This window comes from Halorubrum orientale, from assembly GCF_059623105.1.
The window spans coordinates 1-20,782 of record NZ_JBSPSR010000002.1 but is presented as its reverse complement, the minus strand read 5'-3'; the positions used below and the strand labels follow the sequence as shown (position 1 = coordinate 20,782).

Genomic DNA, 20,782 nt, shown 5'->3' with positions numbered 1-20,782 from the left:
GGGATGACGGAAACTCGACCCGAAAGCCTCGCTACTCACGGTAGTTGCCGCCGTTCGCGCCGATCAGTCGTCGGCGGGCGTGCCGCGGCTCCCGGCCGCACCGAGTCCGGACGCCATGCTCGCGACGGTTCGCTCGTTGTTGACGACCCACCGCAACAGGAGGAACGCGAAGACGTACTTGGCGACGATGTCCATGCCGCTGTACGCCCACGAGGTGATCGCGACGTCGAGCACCGCGAAGCCCTCCGCACCGAGCGCCCAGAAGAGCGGGTAGCCGAGCCAGAGGACGACAGTCAGGATCTTCAGCGTGTCGAAGATCTCACTGGTGCCGGCGATCTGTGCGTCGTCTGCCCACTCGACGAGCAGGATGTACAGTACGACCGCGAAGAACGCACAGCTAATCAGGTACCACACCCACCGGAGGAGGTACGAGGAGGTGGTCAACGCGGCTGCGAGACCCGTCACGCACATACCGATGTCGGTGACGATCGCGGTCGTCAGCTTCGTCACGTTCGACCCCGCGAGCAGTCCGAGCGCCAGCAGGATCATCGGTGTCGACAGCGCCCACGTGAGATACCGCCCCCACATCGTCAGCACCTCCTCGCCGGCCAGCGCATGGCCGGGTGGCATCTCTAGGAAGCTTACCGTGAGCCCCGACGCCAGGCCGGTGTAACTCGAGATGGAGACGAGTGGGACCATGAGCGTCGCGACAAAAATGAGCTGCGCGCGCGGGTCCTCGACCTGCCGCCCCATGTAGACGAAAAGCAGGATCGACAGTCCCGCGAGCACGATATTCGCCCAAAACGAGAGGTTCAAAAGCTGGTCGGCCTGTATCGCCTGATACACCTCGGTCTGTCCCATCTCCATCGGGACGCGCCCGAGCGATGCGAACGCCAGATCAGCTGCAGCTAGTTTGTTCATACGACGCCCGCACATTCGTGGTGGCGAATATAAATTACCGGACCTGACTAGTATGATACGCAGCACCCGGATCGGGTTCGGTGGCTGCACGAGAGACGCAGGCCCTCCGGCGCATCGGGACCAACCGCGATATTCAAACGCCCGAAGACCCGACTACCGATATGCACCGCAGACGGTTTCTCGGACGGGTCGGGGCCGCGAGCGTCGCGGTCGGCGGCTCTCTCTCGGTCGCCGGCTGTCTCGCCGACGAGTACGACGTCGGCATGCTCGCGAGCGGCTACGTTCCCGAAGAGCTGACCGTCGAGGTCGGCGACACAGTGGTCTGGGAAAACACGAGTAGTCGCGGACACACCGTCACCGCGTACCAGGCGGCGATCCCCGACGCGGCCACGTACTTCGCCTCCGGCGGGTTCGACACCGAGTCGGCCGCGCGCGACGCGTGGATGACCGACTTCGGCGGCCGGCTCGACACCGGCGATCGGTTCACCCACGAGTTCGGCGTCGCCGGACGGCACGACTACGTCTGTATTCCTCACGAGACGGGCGGCATGTACGCGACAGTGTTCGTCGAGGAGTGACCGATGCGGCGATCGGAGCAGGTTGACTGGAGCCGGTGAGACCCCTCGCTGTGACGAAACGCCTTAGCGCGCCGGGCCCCTAGGTCCACAGACTTACACGATGGACCTCACGACGCTGTTCGGCGTGGATGTGCTTTTGTTCCTCGCCATCGGGCTGCTCGGCGGTGCCCACTGTATCGGCATGTGCGGCCCGCTCGTCACCACGTACGCGGCCCGGATGGACCCAGATACGGGACGGACCGACGGCGGTGGACACACGGCCGGGTCGACCCAACAGCACGGCCGCGAGAGTCACCTCACCACCTACGAGGTTCGCCAACACGCACTTTTTAATCTCGGTCGAACCGCGAGCTACACACTCATCGGCACCGCACTCGGCGCACTCGGCGGCGCGGTGCTCGTGACGACCGCGACGATCACCGGGGCTGCGGGCCCGGTCCGTGGTGTTGTCGGCGTTGTGGTCGGTGTCGTCGTTGTCGTCGTTGGGGCGCGCTACGTCCTCGGCGGCGCGACCGGCGGCGTCCACCTACCCGGACTCGAGCGGGTCACCGGCTGGCTCACGGGTCACGTCGATCGGCTCGCGAACGGGCCGGGCATCGTCGCGCTCGGCGCTGTTCACGGATTGCTCCCCTGTCCGATCCTCTACCCGGCGTACCTCTACGCGTTCGCCAGCGGCTCCGCGCTCGCCGGGGGGACCGCACTCGCCGCGCTGGGAATTGGGACGATGCCGGCCGTCTTCCTGTACGGCACACTGATCGGCAGCGTCGACGCGGTCCACCGCCGCCGCGTTCACCGACTTCTTGGGGTCGCGTTCGTGATCCTCGGGTACGTCCTGCTCGCGCACGGACTGATGGCGCTCGGGATCCACATCCCGCACCCGATGTTGCCGTTCTGGAACCCGCTCGACACTGGGATGGAGATGAGTGGAATGGGGATGAGCAGTACATGGCTGGGCGAAATAGAGACGAACAGCGTGCGGATAGTCGGTCACGGAGGCGGCTGACCGATGGGATCGACCGAGGCAGTCGACGGCGGTTGTACGCTGTGTGATCTCCCGACTGCGGGTGTCGACGTCGTCGACGGCGATGACAACGAGTTCTGTTGTACCGGCTGTCGCGGGGTGTACGAGACCCTCGGTGACGTCGACGTCGACGCCGACGACGTCGCGGCGAGACGCGAGACGGCCACAGCAGACGCGACAGACGAGACGCCGTCGGTCCCGGCCGACCACGAGGCGACGTTCCTTGAGGTCGATGGGATGCACTGTGCGACCTGTGAGGCGTTCATCGAGACGGTCGCGACCCAGACCGAGGGCGTGAGCGCGGCGAGTGCGAGCTACGTCACCGACACGGTCCGGGTCGACCACGACCCCGCGACCGTCTCGACGGCCGACCTCACGGAGACCGTAAGCGGACTTGGCTACAGCGCGTACGACCGAGAGGACGCGTTCTCGCGGCGACGGGCCGACGACCTGGCCACCGCTCGGCTCGCGATTGGCGTTCTCGTCGGGATGGCCGTGATGTTACAGTACATCGTGTTGATCTACCCGACGTACTTCGCGTTCCCCTTCTACAACCAGCGGACGCTCGAGTACCTGAACCAGGCGATGGCGTCGAGCTCGGGGACGTACTTTTTCATCGTCCTCGGCGTGCTGACGACGATCGTCCTCTTCATCACCGGCCGGCCGATCCTGCGGGGCGCATACGTGAGCGCCCGGACGCGGTCGCCGAACATGGACCTCCTCGTCGCGATCGCCGCGCTAAGCGCGTACCTCTATAGCACGCTTGCGGTCGCGTTCTTAGAGAGCCCCTCGATCTACTACGACGTGACGGTCGCTATCGTCGTCGTCGTCACCGTGGGGAACCACTACGAGTCGAGCATCAAGTCTCGGGCGACCGAGCTCCTCTCTGATCTCACCACGGTACAGGTCGACACGGCCCGTCGCCTCGAGGACCCAGCGACTGCCGATGGCGACGCCGGCGCGAGTGCAACTGACGCAAGTACGACCGAGGTCCCCATCGACGACCTCGCGCCGGGCGACCGCGTACTCGTCCGGGCAGGCGAACGCGTCCCGGTCGATGGCGAGGCGATCGACGGGGACGCGGCCGTCGACGAGTCGGTCGTCACGGGCGAGTCGCTGCCGGTGCGAAAGACCCCTGATGACGTCGTCGTCGGCGGGTCGGTCGTCGCCGACGGGTCGCTCGTCGTCGCCGTCGGTCCCGACGCGAGCTCTAGTCTCGACCGGGTCGCAGAGCTCGTGTGGGACCTCCAGAGTGGCACCCATGGCGTCCAGAAGCTCGCTGACCGGCTCGCGACGGTGTTCGTTCCGGTCGTGCTCACGGTCGCTGTCGGGGTCGCCGTCGTCAACCTCGCGCTCGGGGCGGGCGTTGCGGCGGCGATGCTCGTTGCGCTCACCGTGCTCATCGTTTCGTGTCCGTGCGCGCTCGGGCTCGCGACCCCGCTGGCGGTCGCCGCCGGGCTTCGTGACGCGTTAGAACGCTCGATAGTCGTCTTCGACGACACCGTCTTCGAGCGGATCCGCGGCGCCGACACCGTCGTCTTCGACAAGACCGGGACACTCACCACCGGCGAGATGCGGGTCGTCGACCGCGACGTCAACGACGACCTGCTCGCACTCGCGGCGGCACTCGAGTCGCGTTCGGCACACCCGGTTGGCGAAGCGATCGCGGCCGCACAGACCGGTGAACCGGTCGTCGCCGCGGCAGACCCGAGCGGGCAGGCGAGGACCGACGGTGCGGGCGTGGCCGCCGAGTCAGCCCAGTCCGACGAGTCGGCGCCCATTGTCGACGCCTTCGAGAGTCACCCGCGCGGCGTCTCCGGTATCGTCGACGGGACCGAGGTCGTCGTCGGGCACCCAGGTCTGTTCAACGAGCGCGGCTGGCGGGTACCGACGGCCGTCAGTGAGGCCATTACCGCGGCACGAGACGTGGGCCGTGTACCGGTCGCGGTTGGGCGCGACGGCGCCGCCTCAGGCGTCATCGTCGTCGGCGACGAGCTCCGTCCAGGATGGGCCGAGACGCTCTCCTCGCTGGCTACGGCCGGTGTCGACGTCGTCGTGTTGACTGGCGACGACGCGCGGGCCGCGACCGTCTTCCGCGAGCACGACGCGGTCACCGAGGTGTTCGCCGGAGTCCCGCCCGAAGGTAAAGCCGAAACGGTTGAGCGACTGAAAGGCCGTGGGCGAACCGTGATGGTCGGGGACGGAACAAACGACGCACCCGCGCTGGCGGCCGCCGATCTCGGCATCGCACTTGGTGGAGGAACCGCGATGGCAGCTGATGCCGCCGATGTCGCGGTGATCGACGACGACCTCGCGTCGGTCGAGACCGTGTTCGAACTCTCACGAGCCGCCGGTCGGCGGGTGAAAGGGAACATCGGGTGGGCGTTCTGTTACAACGCCATCGCGATCCCGCTCGCGGTCACGGGGCTGTTGAACCCGTTGTTCGCGGCGGTCGCCATGGGACTCTCAAGCCTGCTCGTGGTGACGAACTCCTCGCGGCCGTTGTTGTCGTCGTGAGCGTGGTGCCGTCCTCGACACTCGGTGTCACACGTGGGTGTCGAGGAACTCGACGACGTCACGGTACGCGTCGATTCGGTTTTCGAGCTTCGAGAAGCCGTGGCCTTCGTCCTCGAAGATCCGCTTTCGGACCGGGACGTCTTTGTCGTGTGCTGCCTCGGCCATCGCTTCGGCCTCACTCACGGGGACCCGTGGGTCGTTCGCGCCGTGGAGGACGAAAAGCGGCGCCTCGATGGCGTCGATGGTGGTGATCGGCGAGATGGATTCGAGGAACGCACGGTCGGTCTCAAGTGAGCCGTACTCCGCCTCCCGCAGTGTTCGGCGCCAGTCGCCGGTGTTCTCGAGGAAGGTAACAAAGTTGGCGATGCCAACGACGTCGACGCCGGCAGCCCACAAGTCAGGGAACTCGGTCAGCGCCGCGAGGACCATGAACCCGCCGTACGAGCCGCCCATAGCTGCGATGCGGTCGGGATCGACCTCCGGGTGATCGTGGAGCCACTCGACGGCGGTTCGGAGGTCCTCGACCGCGTCAGGTCGCTTCTCGACGTCGTCGAGGGCGGCATAGGATCGACCGTATCCGGCCGAGCCGCGCACGTTCGGCTCGAAGACGGCGTAGCCGGCGTCGAGGAAGTATTGGGTGACGCCTGCGAACGAGGGTCGTCGCTGGGACTCTGGGCCACCGTGGATGTCGACTACGACAGGGTAGCCGTCGGCCGGCGGCTCGCGTTCGGGCAGCGAGACGAACGCCGGTATCTCTCGGCCGTCGAACGTCGGATAGTGCACGAGTGCGGGCTCGATGAACGTCTCGGGCGAGATGCCGGCCGTCGACGCGGTCGTCCACTGTGTGGTCTCACCCGTCGTCGTCTCGACGACGTGGACGTTTGCGTTCGTCGTGCGGCCGGTGGCAGTCACCGCGAATCGGTCGCCGTCCGGGCCGAACGAGACGCCCCCAGCGACACCGGTCGGCAGGTCGGGAGCGGGGAGGGGATCGATACGATCGGCCGCGACGAGTTCGCCGACGGAAACCTCGGTGTAGCCGTCGACGTTTCGCGTGTAGGCGATCCGCCGGGACGACTCATCGAGCGTCACCCCATCGACGTTCCACTCGTCGCCGGACTCGACGACGTCGAACGCGCCGGTGGCGAGATCGAGCCGCTCAAGCCGGAGCGTATCGCTTTCGCGGTCGGTGACGCAGTAGAGCGCGTCGCCTTCGGGACCCCACTCTGGGCTGGCGTACCGGACAGCACCCTCGTGAGGGGTGTGGTGGGTCAACTCACCGGTGTCGACCGACAGCGTGTACACGTCGTGGTCGAACGAGGAGTGTGCTTCGTGGACGATCACCCGCTCGTCGTCTGGCGACCAGCCGGCGACGGAGAGCCAGCCGTCACCCTCGTGGACGCACTTGGCGTCCGTTCCGGTCTCGGTCCGGCCCTGGACGTACACGTCGAAGACCGACTGGTCTCGACGGTTCGACGCAAAGACAAACCGCTCGCCGTCGCTGGCCCACCCACCCCAGCGGTGTTTCGCCGCCGGGTGGGCGGTACAGTTCGTGATCTGACCCGACCCGACGTCGAGCCGATAGAGCTGTGCGCGCTCGTTGCCGCCCTCGTCCATGCCGAAGATGACCTCCGCGCGCTCCGGTGAGGCGTCGACGAACGTGACGCGCTCGTCGAAGAACGTGTGCTGGGTCGGCCACGCCTGCGGCGACGTAAGCGACCACACCTGTGCAGTGCCAGTCGTGTCGAGGAGAAACCAGACGCGGCCGTCGACGCCCACACTCGCCCGGCTCGCGCTCCGTACGTTGAGGTATCGTTCGACGTCGTATTGGGGCATGCGCGACACTACCGTCGCCGCCAGCAAACCGTTTCGGGTGGTGAAGGGGTGGACGTGGAGTGATGAGGCGGTGGACGTGGAGTGATAAAGTGGTGGATCCAGGGTAATAAGAGGGCGGGCTTTTTGACAGACGGCGTCGTCAGACGAGCCATGCGCGTCGCCGTCGTCTCGCTTTTTACCCCACAACACGGGGAGACGCCGGCACGCACCCGGACGCACCGGACCGCGGTCGACCTCGCCACACAGGGTCACGACGTCGTGTGGCTGTGTGCCCGCTGGTGGGGAGGGTCGGTACAGACGTTCGAGCTGGACGGAATCGCCTACCGAGCCGTGCTCGATGAACCCTCACCGGCCACGTTCGCGGCACGGCTCCCGAGCGAGCTCCGCGCGGTCGCCCCCGACGTCGTCCACGCGATCAACACCCCGCCGCTCCCGGCGCTCGCCGCAGTTCTCACCGGACGACTCGGCGGCCCCCCAGTCCTCGTCGACTGGTGGCGTGAGCACCCGGCCGACTCGCGGGCGGTCGCTCGGCTCCTCGCACAACGCGCGCCGGTGGTGACGACGCCGACACAGACGACGAAAACACGAATTCGCGAGCATGGCGCCGCAGACGCGGCTGTTGACGTCGTGCCGGAGCGGATCGACGTCGACCGCATCACGGGCGCACCCGTCGACGACCGGTTCGACGCAGTGTACTCTCGGCGACTCGACCGCCACGCTGGTGTCGAGACGTTCCTCCTGGCGTTAGCTGAACGACGCCGCGACGACTGGACGGCGGCCGTGATCGGTGATGGACCTGAGCGGGACAGACTTGAGGTGGCGGCCGCCGATCTCCGGATCGACGACCGAGTCACGTTCCTCGGTGACCGGCCGCTCGACGAGCGCGTGGCGATCTTCAGAGGCGCCCACACCTTTACACAGACCGCAGCACGCGAGCCATTCGCGACGGAGCTGCTGTGGGCACTCGCGTGCGGCTGTATCGGTCTCGTCGAGTACCAAGCAGAATCCAGCGCCCACGAGCTCGTCGAGGGACGCAAGCGTGGGCGACTCGTGACGAGTCCCGCCGAACTCGCAGACGCAATGGAAGCCGTCGCGGGTGCAGAGCGGCTGTCGGTTGACCCAGCGTTCGAGTTGTACGACGGGGCGGTCGTGCTCGATCAGTATCTCGACCGGTACCGGTCACTCGTCGAAACGTGACGGAGCGGCCGCGTGGACCGCCTAGACCTCGTTTTGGGTGACCGTGCCGCCGTACTTCATGAAGACGAACGCGAGCCCGAGCGTGCTCACCATGGCGATGAACGTCGCGATGGTGAGTGCGCGGGCGCCCTCCGGTACAAAGACGGCACTGCTCGTGCCGCCGCCACCGCCCGTCTCGACGGTCGGGATGTCGCCGCCGACGGCGAGACCGGCGTGCATGCCGACGGCCGTGTGCGGCACACAGTGATAGTGGGAGATTCCGGCGTCTTCTTCGGTCACCTCGTACTCGTAGGTGGCCCCCTCTTCACCGACCGGGTCACCGCTGTCGAGACTTGCCGGCCCGCCGCCCTCGACTGTCTTCACGTTGTGGGCGCCACCGGCGCCGGTCCACTCGAAGGTGATCGTCGTTCCCAGGTCGACCCACAGCTGGGTCGGGTCGAACGCCAGGCCGTTCTCACCCGCGCCAACAGAGACCGTCACGGAATCTTGGCCCCGGGCGTCCTGATAGCTACCGAGGTTACCGCTCGTGACGCCGCTCGGCCACTCCGGCTCTACGCTTGCGCCCCCGCCGTCTTCTTGTCCCGCGGCAGTTCCCGTCGCGGCTGCCGTGCCGCCGACGACGGCGACCGACCCGCCTGCCGTCCGCATGAACGCGCGCCGAGAGACGTCGTCCGAACTCATACCCGCGGATTCGTCGTAGTCCGTAGTGAATATGTTGATCCGCACCTCGGCCGCGGTGGCGATGAGTGTACAGCCCCGGCGTGAGACGGGACTTAACTCCGAACGCGATCTAGATCGTTGAGAAACGCGCGCAGGACCGACCGGGTGACATGTGGCATACACACCACTCGAAGCTCGCCGGCACCGGTCCGCGACACCCGCCAGCCGCGCTCGCGGAGTCGTTCGAACGTCGGCGTCGGTACCGCGGCCGCGACGAGTGGTAGTCTCGGCTCAACCACGTCGTAGCCGCGGTCGGAGAGCGCAGCTGCCAGCCACGTGGCGTTCTCGATCGCCCGACGCGCCGACGCTCGGTACCCGTCCGGCCACAGCGCGTCCAGTGCCGCGACGGTGCCGGCGACGCCCGCCCCGCTTCGGGTGCCCGTGAGCGTTGCCTGTGAGCGGGTCTCGAGGTACGGCGTGTCGACTGCGAGCGCGTCGAGGGCTGCATCCTCGCGCGCGAGTAATCCGCCTGCGGGGACCGGCGCCTGTCCGAACTTGTGTGGGTCGATGGTCAACGTGTCGACGGCCGCGTCAGCAAACGACCACGTGTGGTCGGTAAACGGGAGCACGAAGCCACCCCAAGCCGCATCGACGTGGAATCGTGCGCCGACTGTCGACGCGACCTCGGCCAGCGCTGGAATCGGGTCGACACGGCCGTACTCCGTGCTGCCGGCGACACCGACGATGAGCGCGGTCGACTCGTCGGCTGCCGCAGCGACGGCATCGGGGATGGCCCGGTAGTCATCGTCAAGCGGCACCGTTCGTAGCTCAACGTCAAGCAGCGACGCGGCCTTGTGGAAGGAAAAGTGCACGCTTTCGGGGGCGACGACGTTGACGTCGTCTTTCGGGTGGCGATTTCGAGCCGACCGCACGGCCTGGATGTTAGCCTCTGTTCCGCCGGCGGTGATGTACCCTGCGGCATCGGGCGGATTCGGGTGATCAGCCAGCGTTGCGAGCCCTTCGACCGCGCGCGTCTCGAGTGTCGCGATCGTCTCGTACGTCGCTGGGTCACCCGGATTACTCGTGAGGAATCGCTCCGCGGCCGCTCTAGCGTCCGGGTGCGGCTCTGTGCACATCGACGAGAGGACCCGCTCGAACGACTGCGGCTCCGGCTGTTGCATCACGTGATCGTTTTCGCGCCCAAGCTTACGAGCTACGATGGCGCGCGCCTCGCGAGGTCGCCGAAGGCGGACTCGCGAGCGCGTGCGAGGGATAAGCGAGGGAGCGAGGCGACCGAGCGAATCGGCTGGGGAGGGTGTGGCTGAAAGGAGTGCCCGGATGTCACGCGGTCGTGGCTGTCGCGTAGCCCTCGGCTTATGAGAGCGAATCGCCACTCTCGGCAGTGGCACGCGAAGTGGGAGCATGATCTTGTGATACACGGACATGAGTTTCGGCCACATCCTCCCCAACCGATTCACTCGTCGCCCACGGGCGACTCGCTCATCCCTCGCGCGCGCTTGCGGACCGCTGCCGCGGCCCACAAGGCGCACGCCAGGCCATGTGTCGCGTTCGTTGTGGTGTGGTCGAACAGGCCGCACCGAATTGCACCGAGAACAACCCGGCCCTCGAGACCTAGCGAACCGAGTCGAGCAACAGCCGCTGTTCGACCCGCTTCACTTCGTGTTGGACGTCTCGGACCGCGTCGATGTTCGCAGAGATCGACGACACACCGGACTCGACGAGGAACTCGACCATCTTGGGCTTCGAGCCGGCCTGGCCACAGATGCTCGTGTCGACGTCGAGCTCGCGACATCGCTCGATCGTATCGCCGATGAGGCGCAACACCGCGGGGTGGAGCTCGTCGAAGTGGTCGGCGACGTGCTCGTTGTTCCGGTCGACCGCCAAGGTGTACTGGGTGAGGTCGTTCGTCCCGAACGAGGCGAAGTCGATCCCCATCTCGGCGAGAGAGTCTATCTGGAGGGCGCTCGCCGGCGTCTCGATCATCACGCCCCAACGGTGCGTCTCGGGGTCGATGCCGGCCTCATCAAGATGTTCGCGGAGTGCCGCCACGTCGGCCGCGTCGTTGACGAGTGGGAACATCACCTCAAGGTTGTCGTACCCCATCTCGAAGAGTCGTGCGAACGCAGCGAGCTCCTGACGGAACGGCGCGGGCTTGTCGAGGCTCCGCCGCGCGCCACGCCACCCGAGCATCGGGTTGTGCTCGTGCGGCTCGCCGTCACCGCCCGTGAGCTCGCGGAACTCGTCGGTCGGTGCGTCGATGGTTCGGACGCGGACTGGCCGCGGGTAGAACTCGTCTGCGACCCGCCGCACACCCTCGATGATCTCGTCTTGGTACGCTCTGGCGCCGTGATCGGCGATGTAGCGCTCTGGGGTCTTTCCGAGTGAGAGCACCATGTGCTCGATGCGCAACAGGCCGACGCCGTCGGCACCTGTCGCTGCGGCGCGCTCTGCGGCTGCGGGGATAGAGACGTTCACCTTTACTTCCGTCGCCGTCATCGGCTTGACCGGTGTCTCCGGACGAGCAGCCTCAACGGGCTCGAACTCGGCTGCTGGCTCGGCCGCATCGTCGGCACCGGCCCGAACTGTTCCCTTGTCGCCGTCGATGGTGATCGACTGACCGTCTTCGAGTACCTGCGTGCCATTGGTCGTCCCCACGACCGCCGGCACCCCGAGCTCGCGCGAAATAATCGCGGCGTGACTCGTCATCCCTCCCTCGTCGGTGACGATGCCGGCGGCGCGTTTCATCGCCGGCACCATGTCGGGCATCGTCATCTCCGTCACAAGCACGTCGCCGTCATCAACTTGGTCGAGATGGTCAAGCTTCGTCACGATGCGGACGTTTCCGGAGACCGCTCCGGGGCTCGCGCCGAGCCCGTCGACAAGGACGTCCTCGTCGCTATCGCCGCCCGCTGCAGAGCCAGTCGCACCAGCGGTGGCACTGGCGTTCGTGCCGCCGTTCGGGACTGGAGACACTCCCACTGGTGCGTCGCCAGCACCGTCGCCGGTCGCCTCAGGCCCCACGCTGCCAGCCCCGCTGCCCACGCCACCGGCCTCGGCGCTCGCATCGGCCGGTGACTCGCGGATCGTCGTGATCGGCCGCGACTGGAGCATGTAGATGGTTCCCTCGTAGATCGCCCACTCGACGTCCTGTGGCGTCCCGTAGTGGGTTTCGACGCGCTCGCCGAGGCCGACGAGCTCGTCAATCTCCGCGTCCGAGAGGACCCGATCCGTACGACGGTCGTCCGCAACCGTACGTTCGACCGTCTCGCCGGTCTCGGGATCTTTGAGCATCTCGATCTTCTTATCCGCGATGGTGACGTCTGCGAGCGTCCCACGCCCGCGGTCGTACACGTAGTTGTCCGGTGAGACCGCCCCGGAGACGACGGCCTCGCCGAGGCCCCACGCGGCTTCGATCGTCATTTCTGGGTCACCGGTTGACGGGTGGCTAGTAAAGAGCACACCGGACTTTTCGGCGTCGACCATCCGCTGGACGACGACCGCGATGTCGACGTCGGCGTGCGGGAACCCCCGCTGTTGTCGGTAGTAGATCGCTCGCTGGGTGAAAAGCGACGCCCAACACGCCTTGACCCGCGACAGGAGCGAGGCCTCCTGTACGTTGAGGAACGTCTCCTGTTGGCCCGCGAACGAGGAGTCCGGCAGGTCCTCTGCGGTCGCCGACGACCGGACCGCGACGAATGCGGACTCGTCGTCGGTCCCCATCTCTCCGTAGGCGTCGAGGATCTCCTCGCGAACGGGCTCGGGGAGTGGTGTCTCGGTGATCAGCTCCCGGGCTTTCGTTTCGGCCGCACGGAGTGCCGCGGCGTCTTCAGGGTCGACGTCAACGGCAGCAAACAGTTCCTCGTCGATTCCCGCCTCTTCGATGAACGCCCGATATGTCTCCGCCGTGACGACGAAGCCAGGCGGAACGGGAAGCCCGGCGCCCGTGAGCTCCCCGAGCGACGCTCCCTTGCCGCCGACAGTGTCGATGTCGTCGGCGTCGACGTCGTCCAGCCAAAGTACTGCCATTCGTGTGTTCGGTGAATCCACGACCCGACGTATGAATCTTCCGAAGCGAACAAGTGTGAATAAAAGATTACTCGCGTCTGAGTTGTCCGAACGGCCGTGGCCAGCAGGGCTGCCGCGAGGCGTCGACAACGGACAACATGAAAGCAGGTGGGGAGGGCCGAAATCGTCGTAGGGGAGACGAACCAGCGCTGGTTCGTACACAGGTGAACGTGTCTTCACATTCTATACTTACCTGCTGTCAAATGTGGGTACCCTACGGGGGTGTTACAGCCCCTGTACCAGTTCGAGTCGACGACGCTCTGCACGAAGCAGCCGCTCCCACATCTCAAACAGCCAGCTGTTGAGCCCGTAGACGTCATCGATCCGGCGTACCCAGGCGTCGTCGCCGAACAGCGCCGCTTGGAACCGAGCCACCACCGGAGAGAGGGCCCCACGGTCGCCGGCATAGTATGACAGTGACTCGGCACGTGCCCGGGCGACGAGTGATGGTGGCACGTCGATTCCGTCTGCGGCGGCGACGTGGACAAACCACTCAAGATGCAACAGCGCGGCCGCAAGCAAGAACCGATCGCGGAATCCGGAGATAAAAGCGAGCGGCGGATGACCGTTGACGACGACGTCACGCGGCCGCGAGAAACGCGGCGCCGACACGGACACGTCCGCCGTCGCGGCGACCGTGCGGGCAACCCGACCGAGCCGCCAGTCAGCGTAGCGCACCGGCGCGAGAAGCGCGAGTTCGTACCACAGCGGCATCCACTCGCAGTACGGCTCGGAGAAGACGCCGTCCGCAAGGAGCGTCGCCGCGACGGACCGGGCCGCAGCGGGCGAGAGCGCACTCGGATTGGTCGCGAGCTGAGATGCAACCTGGTCTCCCTCGATCCGGGTCGCACCCGTGAACTCCATCTCGACAGCGACGCGGCGAGTGTACGCACGCCCCGCCGCGTACCACTCTGCGAAGTCACGTGGTGTCGTCAGTCGGAGGAGAGAGAGAACAGTGATACGTGCGGTACGATGGACGCGGTCAAAACCCGTCCGGTTCAGCAGTGTCGGCTGCGTCGTCCAGCTCGGCCGTGTCGTCCAGTTCGCCCGTGTCGTCCAGTTCGTCCGTGTCACCTCGATCAGCGGCGTCGTCTGGCTTCGCGAGTGCCTCGGTGAGTCCCCACTCCGTGGCCCGCGCACGAGCCTCCTCGCGGGCCTGTGTTCGTATCGCTTCGATCCGATCGTTGTCCGCCAGGAACGCAGCGACCGCGTCGCCATCACCGCCATCGCCGCCATTTCGGTCGGGCTGGCGCTCGGCCGGGGCGGCATCTCTCGTCCGGGCTGCGAGCGCCGGATCGTCCGCCAGTTCTGTTGCCGGCGCGTCCGGAGGGACCCGGAGAGCCGTAACAGCGTGTGCCGCTTCCAGTTCCGATCGGGGAACGGCGTACAGTTCGACCCGGTACGGCCCGGGAACCGCAATCGAAGCGAGCGCCACCGACCCGCCGCGGTCCGTCGCCGTGTTGTACGCCAAGACGGGTACGCCGGCTTCGAAGGTAAGCACGCCGCGGGCGTCGCCAGCCGACAACAGCGTCTCTTGGGGCACGAGCGTCGCGTAGCCGGTGAGTTCGCGGTCGAGAACCTCCGCAAGCGTCTCTCCGACGGTGGCGACCACCCGAGACCGAAGGAGCTCTCCGCGGGGGATAGAAAGGGAGGCCTCGTCGGTCGGGGCGGTCATGGCGTGTCGGGCACGACGGCGCTTTTGAACCGTGCCGCCACCTGCTCGCTGTTGCCGTCGCGAACCTCGAGTCGCGCGGCCGCCTCCCGGTAGCGGTCCGCCGGTTCGCTGTCGGGCGCGTGCGCGAGCAACGGCATCCCAGCTCGGCGTGCGGCCCGGACCACGTCGCTGTCGGGGACCGACGCGAGTACCGGGCCACCGAAGTGTCGCCCGGCCTGCGTGGCTACCGGCTCCGTTGCCTCTCTGATCCGGTTGAGCAGCACGCCGGCGGTCTCGGTGCCATACGACCGGGCGTACTCTTGAACCTTGAGCCCATCCGAGAGCGCCGGTATCGTCGGCTCGACGACGATCACAACTCGGTCGGCTAAGACGATGGGCAATACCGCGGATTTCGAGCCCAGCGCGGCCGGCGAGTCGAGCAACAGGACGTCGGTGTCGGTGGCAAGTTCGGCGACGACGTCACGAAGCCGCGCCGGGTCTGCCGCCTCGAACCCGGCAAGGGAGGTGCCACAGGGTACCACCGACAGGCCGAATCGCTCGTAGGTTGCCTCCGTGACATCCGTCGCAGTCCCCTCGATGAGCAGATCGTGTAGCGTCGCCGTGGCGTCATCGAGCCCGGTGTGAAACAGCAGGTTTGCCATCCCCGTGTCGGCGTCGACGACAGTCACGTCGTACTCGACCGCTAGCGCCATGCCGAGCGCGAGCGTGCTCGTCGTCTTGCCGGTGCCGCCCTTGCCGCTGGCGACCGCGAACGCCTCGACCATACGGATTGCTCCGCGCCAGTGAGCTAAAAACTGTCTGTGCGCCGTCGGGTCGAAACGCACACCAGACGGTTTATTATGATTTATTCGTAGGATTGATCTATGACGACGCTTACCGCCGAGCAGCAGGCGTTCGCCGAGCACGCCGAGTCAGTTGCCGCCGAGTTCACAGACAACGCGTACTCGTGGGGCGGTGAGGTTCCATGGGAGAACCTCGAACGACTGGCCGAAGCGGATCTCTACTGCCCGTCGATCGACGAGGCGTACGGCGGACAGGGGCTCACCGACGTTGAGGCGCTGTTGTTGATCCAAGCGGTCGGGCGGGCCTGTCCAGACACGGGCTGGTTCACCTACATGCAGAGCATGGTTGGCCCGCGCGCGATCGACTTATTTGGCTCCGAGGCGGTGAAAGCTGAGTACCTGCCGGCCGTAACTGCTGGTGAGAGCTTCGTCTCGATCGCCATCTCAGAGCCGGACGCCGGCTCTGATGTCGCAAACATGACCACCGAGGTCACAGAAGTGGACGGCGAGCTCGTCTGTACCGGCGAGAAGACGTGGGTCGGTGGGGTCCCGTTCGGCGACGCCGCGGTCACGTGGGTGCGGTTCCCCGAGGGACTCGGCTCCGTGGTGATTCCCTACGACGACCCCGGCGTCGAGATCGAACAGGTGTACACGAACATGGCGGGGTACGCCCAGACGCACTTCACCATCGACGAGGTGACGATCCCCGAGGAATACGTGCTCACCCGTGGGAAGGAGGCGTTCAAACAGCAGCTGATCTCACTCAACTGGGAGCGACTCGGCAGCTCCGCGCTCACCGTTGCGTGGGCGGAGGCGGCCGTAGAGCAGGCGCTCGAGTACGCGAGCGAGCGCGAACAGTTCGACCAGTCGCTCGATTCGTTCCAGGGCATCGAGTGGAAGCTCGCCGAGATGTACCGGCAAACCGAGACCGCGGCGTCGCTGGTGTACGGCTGTGCGGCCGGGGCGCAGGGTCACGAACGCCCTCCCTCGCGACTGCGCACCTCGACCGCGAAGCTGCACTGTTCACAGATCGCCGAGGAGGTGGTGAGCGAGGCGGTCCAGGTCGTCGGTGCACGCGCGTATCAGCAGGGCCATCCGCTCGAGTACCTCTACCGATTCGCCCGGAGTCGGCGCATCGCCGCCGGCACCGACGAGATGCAGCTGAACACCATCGCGCGGGCGCTGAAATCAGACGGGTTGCCGCCGGTCGCAGACCGCTAGACCAGCGTCGCTACTCGCTCGGGCGGTCGTAGGACGGCTCGCGGCCCTCGTTGAACGCCGCCACTGCCTCGGCGTGTTCATCGTCAATGACGCACTCCCACTGGAACGCGGCCGCCTCTCTGCAGTACTCGTCGAAGCTCCGCTCGGGATCGACGAGGCGGTTGGTGAGTTGGACCGCGGTAGCGGGTGTATCACGGATCTCCGCTGCGAGGTCGCCGGCCGCTGCCAGCGGGTCGTCGGCGTGTTCGACGGCGAGGCCGATGTCGACGGCGTCAGCCGGCTCGATGTCTCGGCCGGTCAGCAGGTACTCGCGGGCTTTCGACTCGCCGACGAGCCGCGGAAGAAGCCATGCCCCCCCGTCGCCCGGCACTAATCCCACGTTGACGAATCCCTCGCGCAGGATCGCGTTCTCGCCGACGACTCGCAGGTCACACGCCAGCGCGAAGTCACAGCCGGCGCCTATCGCCGGGCCATTGACCGCCGCGATCGAGGGGGTTGCCATCTGTCGGAGTCGCCAGACGAACTGTTGGATGAGCCAGAGGAAGGCGCCGTACTCTTCCGGTGTCTGATCGTCCCAGTCCGGCATCGCCGTCGTATCGGCGCCAGAGCAGAAGCCCTTGCCCGCGCCAGTGAGGATCACGGCGTAGACGTCGTCGTCAGCCTCGGCGGTTCGCGCCGCGTCGTTGAGCTCGAGGACTGTCTGACGCGTGAACGCGTTGTACACGTCCGGCCGCTCGATCGTGATCGTCGCGATCCCGCCCGTCACCGCGTAGCTCACGTGGTCGTACAGCATCGTTCGTTCGGGTCCGCCCACGGGCTAAATAGATACGGATCCTCGTCACGGGCCGACGCCCACCGATCGACCTACCTGCGGTGGCGCGCGCCTCGCAAGGCAGCCGAAGGCGGGCTTGCGAGCGCGTGCGAGGGATGAGCGAGTCGCCACAGGCGACTCGCGAATCGGCTGGGGAGGGTGTGGCTGAAAGGAGTGCCCGGATGTCGCGCGGTCGTGTCTGTCGCGTAGCCCTCGGCATATGAGAGCGAATCGGCTGGGGAGGGCATGGCCCAACTGGTGCCCGGGTGTCACGAAGTCGTCTCGGTCACACGACTACCACACGCGTACGAGAGCGAATCGGCTGAGACGGGCGATCGAATGCGGTTCGAGGAGCCACAGGGTCGTGTCCTTCCCGCTGCTTCACGCTCACTCGTACACCGCAACGTCGTCAAACCGCCCCTCGTATGCGACGTTCGAGGGAAGCGTAGGCTCGTCACCCGAGAGGAACAGTCGGTCAGCCTTTGTCCACGTATTCTCGTACCCCAGGTGAGCGTACTCTAATAGCCCGCGGAGCCGGTGGCGAACTCCCGGCCGCCGGATGATCCGTCGCGGCCGCTCTTCACGGAATGCTTCAACGATCGCAGCCACGTCAGGAAGCGACTCGTCGAACGTCGTCCACGCCTCGCCGACCGTCGCCCGCCGGTGTGCATACGAGGAGCCGAAGCCAGGGAGCTCGAGGTCGTCAGCGAGCCCCGGCAGCCGCGCGTTCTGATGCGGGAGCAACTTCGCGCTGTACGTCTCGACGGCGTCGAGCCGGGTCGCGTGGGCGTCGATCTCGGGTCGGGTGAGCGAGACGGTCGCGAACGTTGGGTGCGGCACGAGCACGGCAGCTCCCTGACGCTCGAAGGCGGCCATCGCCCCTTCGAAGGTGATGTAGTCCGGGACGGGGTCGCTGAGCCCGAGCGCGAGGAGGTGACGACGGTTCGCCCAGTCGCCGGTGAACACCTCGCGGGCGGGAACGACAGTCAACTCGTCGTCGGTGTATCGGGCTGCACGCTCGTTGATCGTCGGCAGCCGTGTGAAGTGGGGCGCGTACACGAGGGCGTCGAGTCCGCGGGCCTTTGCCCGGGCGACGACGGCGTCGTCGAGCACCTTTACGTGGGCGTCGACGCGCGTTCGGGGACGACTCACATCGGCGCTACACCGGAGTCACAAATAGGCGTGTCGTTCCCGGATGCTGGCCGCGCGGGACGCTGTCGTACCACCGCCACGGGCCGCGACGCCGCGAGACGCAATGCCGCCACCACACCTCCGTGAGACCGACGGGTACACAAGGCCGCCCCCACCAGTGTTGGCCATGGACGAGATCGACGTGGAGCCGGTTGAGCGCGTCGAGACCGACGAGGCGACGCCAACTGACGGGCAGCCGGCCGACGACGAACGGGCCACCAGCGACGAGCCGGCGACCAACGACCAACCCACCGGAACCACAGTCGGTGACGAGGCCATGCCGGACCGCATCGACGCCCCGGAGTACGTGCTCTTTGGTGGCAAAGGCGGCGTGGGAAAGACGACGATGGCGGCCGCGACCGCGCTCGCCTCGGCGGCCGCAGGCGAAACGACACTTGTCGTCTCAACGGATCCGGCACACTCGCTGTCTGACACCCTCGGCGTCGACGTTCCCGCGGAGCCGGCACTTGTACACGAGGAGCTGCCGCTGTACGCGGCCGAGATCGACCCCGACGCGGCACTCGAAGAAGGAATGTTCGGTGCCGACGGCGACCCGCTCGGCGGTCTCGGTCAGATGGGTGAGGCGATGGGTGGGATGGGTGAGGCGATGGGCGGAGCGGCCGGTGGTGCGAGCGACGGCGCGGGCCCCGACGGTGAGGGGTCGCTCGGCTCGCTGCTCGGGGGGACGATGCCTGGCGCTGATGAGGCGGCCGCGATGCGGCAGCTGCTCGAGTACCTCGACGACCCGCGCTTCGACCGCGTGATCGTCGACACCGCCCCGACGGGCCACACACTCCGGCTGCTCGAGCTCCCCGAGATCATGGACTCGATGCTCGGGCGTGTCCTGACGCTGCGCCAGCGGTTCTCGGGCATGATGGAGGGGCTCAAGGGAATGTTCGGCGGCGGCAGCGAGGACGACACCGCCGAGGCCGATCTTGAGGCGCTCCGGGCGCGCATCGAACGCCTCCGCGGCGTGCTCCAGGACCCCGACCGCACTGACTTCCGCGTAGTGATGATCCCCGAGGAGATGAGCGTCGTCGAATCCGAGCGGCTCATTGCCCAACTCGATTCGTTCGATATCCCCGTACATACCGTCGTGGTCAACCGCGTGATGGAGCGCGTGAGCGACGTCGCCGACGTCGCCCCGGAGTGGGTTGTTGAGCCGAACCCCGAGACGTGCGAATTCTGCGCTCGACGGTGGGACGTCCAGCAGGCGGCCCTCCGTGAGGCGACCGACCTCTTTCGCGGTCGCGACGTGAAACGGGTCCCGCTGCTCGCGAACGAGGTGCGCGGTGAGGCTGCGCTTCGGGTCGTCGCCGCGTGTCTCGAGTGACCGGTCACCGAACGAACGCGCTTTTAGGCATCACGCGTGTTAAGACGGTATGCACTGCCGGCGGTGTGGGACGCCGCTCGAGAAACCGGGCGACTACTGTCTGACCTGTCGCACGGAAAACAGCGACGCGGTCGTCGTCGAGTTCGCTCCCGACCGCGCCGAGTTGACCATGCTCGATGGGGATGCAGTCGTCGGCCAGACGACAGTGACGACCCGACCCGAAGACGACGACGAGCTGAGTGGCGTCCAACTCCGCAACTTCGCCGGGCGGGTCGCCGACGAAATCCGTCGCAAGCGCCCCGAGACGGTGTACGCCGCCGGCACACGCGACCCGCTCCGGGAGACCCGCGCACAGCTCCACCACGAGTTCTACCGGGTTCCCAATGGTGGTGATACAGCCGATAGCGGTGGTGTGACCGGTGACGGGGCTTCGGAGGCGGGCAGCCGAGACGCCGACTACGGCCCCGTCGTCGCGTGGGTGCTCGACCGCCGCGGGGACCGCGCGCTGGAGGTGGTCGAGACGCCGCCGCGCGAGAAGATCGGTGGGTCACACTCAACACTCATCGGTGGGCGGTCGGGTCGGCTCGCGATCCGCACCGTTGCTGACCATCCACACGTAAAGAAGATTGTCCCAGGACCGATAGATGCCGGTGGCACCGGTTCGCGGACTGGACTCCGAGCGAAGGCGACCCGGGCCGGCACGAACGGCAACGTTCGGCTGCTCTTGCGTGACGGCTCCAGCGTGCAAGAAAACCGGATCGTGACCACGGCGATGGATCGTGAGACTGGTGAACGAGTCCGAGCAGACCTGAACGAGGCACTTTGTGAGGCTGAGTTACAGGAGAGATGAACACCACAAGTTCGTGAGACGCGGACACTATTTCAGTTACACCCTCTCCACATATGTGCGATGGTGACCGTGTGACCAACACGACCGCACGAGACTCGGACACACT

Annotated in this window: 17 protein-coding genes; 7 read left to right on the top strand and 10 right to left on the bottom strand. The window is 66.7% G+C overall.

The genetic code is table 11. The annotated features are described in order from the left end of the window. Positions 1–63 precede the first annotated feature (63 nt). Positions 64–861: a bacteriorhodopsin gene (locus ACWUI7_RS02520; RefSeq protein ID WP_496640673.1), complete on the bottom strand. Its 798-nt coding sequence runs from the start codon at positions 859–861 to the stop codon at positions 64–66. A 221-nt stretch (positions 862–1,082) separates the two neighbouring features. Between ACWUI7_RS02520 and ACWUI7_RS02515 the strand changes: the two genes are divergently transcribed. The 3 genes from ACWUI7_RS02515 (at position 1,083) to ACWUI7_RS02505 (ending at position 5,037) form a co-directional block, all read left to right on the top strand. Next, positions 1,083–1,499 carry a plastocyanin/azurin family copper-binding protein gene (locus tag ACWUI7_RS02515; protein ID WP_496640610.1) on the top strand — a complete coding sequence of 139 codons (417 nt, stop codon included), beginning with the start codon at positions 1,083–1,085 and terminating at the stop codon, positions 1,497–1,499. A 100-nt stretch (positions 1,500–1,599) separates the two neighbouring features. Beyond that, the gene (locus tag ACWUI7_RS02510; RefSeq protein WP_496640609.1) at positions 1,600–2,502 is read left to right on the top strand and encodes a sulfite exporter TauE/SafE family protein; all 903 of its coding nucleotides are present in this window, start codon (positions 1,600–1,602) and stop codon (positions 2,500–2,502) included. 3 nt (positions 2,503–2,505) lie between these two features. Beyond that, on the top strand, positions 2,506–5,037 hold the full coding sequence (locus ACWUI7_RS02505; RefSeq protein WP_496640608.1) for a heavy metal translocating P-type ATPase: 2,532 nt from the start codon (positions 2,506–2,508) through the stop codon (positions 5,035–5,037). 27 nt (positions 5,038–5,064) lie between these two features. On the opposite strand, the gene ACWUI7_RS02500 is transcribed toward ACWUI7_RS02505, so the two are convergent. Continuing rightward, positions 5,065–6,870 carry a S9 family peptidase gene (locus ACWUI7_RS02500; protein ID WP_496640607.1) on the bottom strand — a complete coding sequence of 602 codons (1,806 nt, stop codon included), beginning with the start codon at positions 6,868–6,870 and terminating at the stop codon, positions 5,065–5,067. A gap of 150 nt (positions 6,871–7,020) precedes the next feature. Between ACWUI7_RS02500 and ACWUI7_RS02495 the strand changes: the two genes are divergently transcribed. Next, positions 7,021–8,067, top strand: a complete 1,047-nt coding sequence (locus ACWUI7_RS02495) for a glycosyltransferase family 4 protein (protein WP_496640606.1) — start codon at positions 7,021–7,023, stop codon at positions 8,065–8,067. A gap of 21 nt (positions 8,068–8,088) precedes the next feature. Here ACWUI7_RS02495 and ACWUI7_RS02490 read toward each other — a convergent pair whose 3' ends face one another. The 6 genes from ACWUI7_RS02490 to ACWUI7_RS02465 form a co-directional block, all read right to left on the bottom strand. Next, a complete protein-coding gene (locus ACWUI7_RS02490; protein WP_496640604.1) occupies positions 8,089–8,748 on the bottom strand; it encodes a halocyanin domain-containing protein in 660 nt (219 codons plus the stop codon). Between the two features lie 92 nt (positions 8,749–8,840). Further along, entirely contained in the window at positions 8,841–9,908 is a 1,068-nt protein-coding gene (gene mfnA / locus ACWUI7_RS02485; RefSeq protein WP_496640602.1) for a tyrosine decarboxylase MfnA, read from the bottom strand. A 451-nt stretch (positions 9,909–10,359) separates the two neighbouring features. Then, entirely contained in the window at positions 10,360–12,774 is a 2,415-nt protein-coding gene (gene ppsA, locus ACWUI7_RS02480; RefSeq protein ID WP_496640601.1) for a phosphoenolpyruvate synthase, read from the bottom strand. 264 nt (positions 12,775–13,038) lie between these two features. After that, positions 13,039–13,773: a DUF8116 family protein gene (locus tag ACWUI7_RS02475; protein ID WP_496640672.1), complete on the bottom strand. Its 735-nt coding sequence runs from the start codon at positions 13,771–13,773 to the stop codon at positions 13,039–13,041. Between the two features lie 22 nt (positions 13,774–13,795). Next, positions 13,796–14,488: a DUF8054 family protein gene (locus ACWUI7_RS02470; protein ID WP_496640600.1), complete on the bottom strand. Its 693-nt coding sequence runs from the start codon at positions 14,486–14,488 to the stop codon at positions 13,796–13,798. Continuing rightward, positions 14,485–15,252 carry a nucleotide-binding protein gene (locus ACWUI7_RS02465; RefSeq protein WP_496640599.1) on the bottom strand — a complete coding sequence of 256 codons (768 nt, stop codon included), beginning with the start codon at positions 15,250–15,252 and terminating at the stop codon, positions 14,485–14,487. The genes ACWUI7_RS02470 and ACWUI7_RS02465 overlap by 4 nt, the downstream gene beginning before the upstream one ends. A gap of 99 nt (positions 15,253–15,351) precedes the next feature. Between ACWUI7_RS02465 and ACWUI7_RS02460 the strand changes: the two genes are divergently transcribed. After that, positions 15,352–16,491 carry an acyl-CoA dehydrogenase family protein gene (locus ACWUI7_RS02460; protein ID WP_496640598.1) on the top strand — a complete coding sequence of 380 codons (1,140 nt, stop codon included), beginning with the start codon at positions 15,352–15,354 and terminating at the stop codon, positions 16,489–16,491. Positions 16,492–16,501: 10 nt separating this feature from the next. Here the strand turns inward: ACWUI7_RS02460 and ACWUI7_RS02455 are convergent, their stop codons facing one another. Together ACWUI7_RS02455 and ACWUI7_RS02450 are read right to left on the bottom strand one after the other, a co-directional pair. Beyond that, the gene (locus tag ACWUI7_RS02455; protein WP_496640597.1) at positions 16,502–17,284 is read right to left on the bottom strand and encodes an enoyl-CoA hydratase/isomerase family protein; all 783 of its coding nucleotides are present in this window, start codon (positions 17,282–17,284) and stop codon (positions 16,502–16,504) included. Between the two features lie 405 nt (positions 17,285–17,689). Further along, on the bottom strand, positions 17,690–18,454 hold the full coding sequence (locus ACWUI7_RS02450; protein WP_496640596.1) for a PHP-associated domain-containing protein: 765 nt from the start codon (positions 18,452–18,454) through the stop codon (positions 17,690–17,692). Positions 18,455–18,620: 166 nt separating this feature from the next. Here ACWUI7_RS02450 and ACWUI7_RS02445 point away from each other — a divergent pair, with 166 nt between their 5' ends. Further along, positions 18,621–19,826 (top strand): ArsA family ATPase, encoded by a 1,206-nt coding sequence (locus tag ACWUI7_RS02445; protein WP_496640594.1) that lies wholly within the window; start codon positions 18,621–18,623, stop codon positions 19,824–19,826. A 49-nt stretch (positions 19,827–19,875) separates the two neighbouring features. Continuing rightward, positions 19,876–20,676 carry a DUF2103 domain-containing protein gene (locus tag ACWUI7_RS02440; RefSeq protein ID WP_496640593.1) on the top strand — a complete coding sequence of 267 codons (801 nt, stop codon included), beginning with the start codon at positions 19,876–19,878 and terminating at the stop codon, positions 20,674–20,676. The last annotated feature ends 106 nt before the right edge of the window (positions 20,677–20,782 follow it).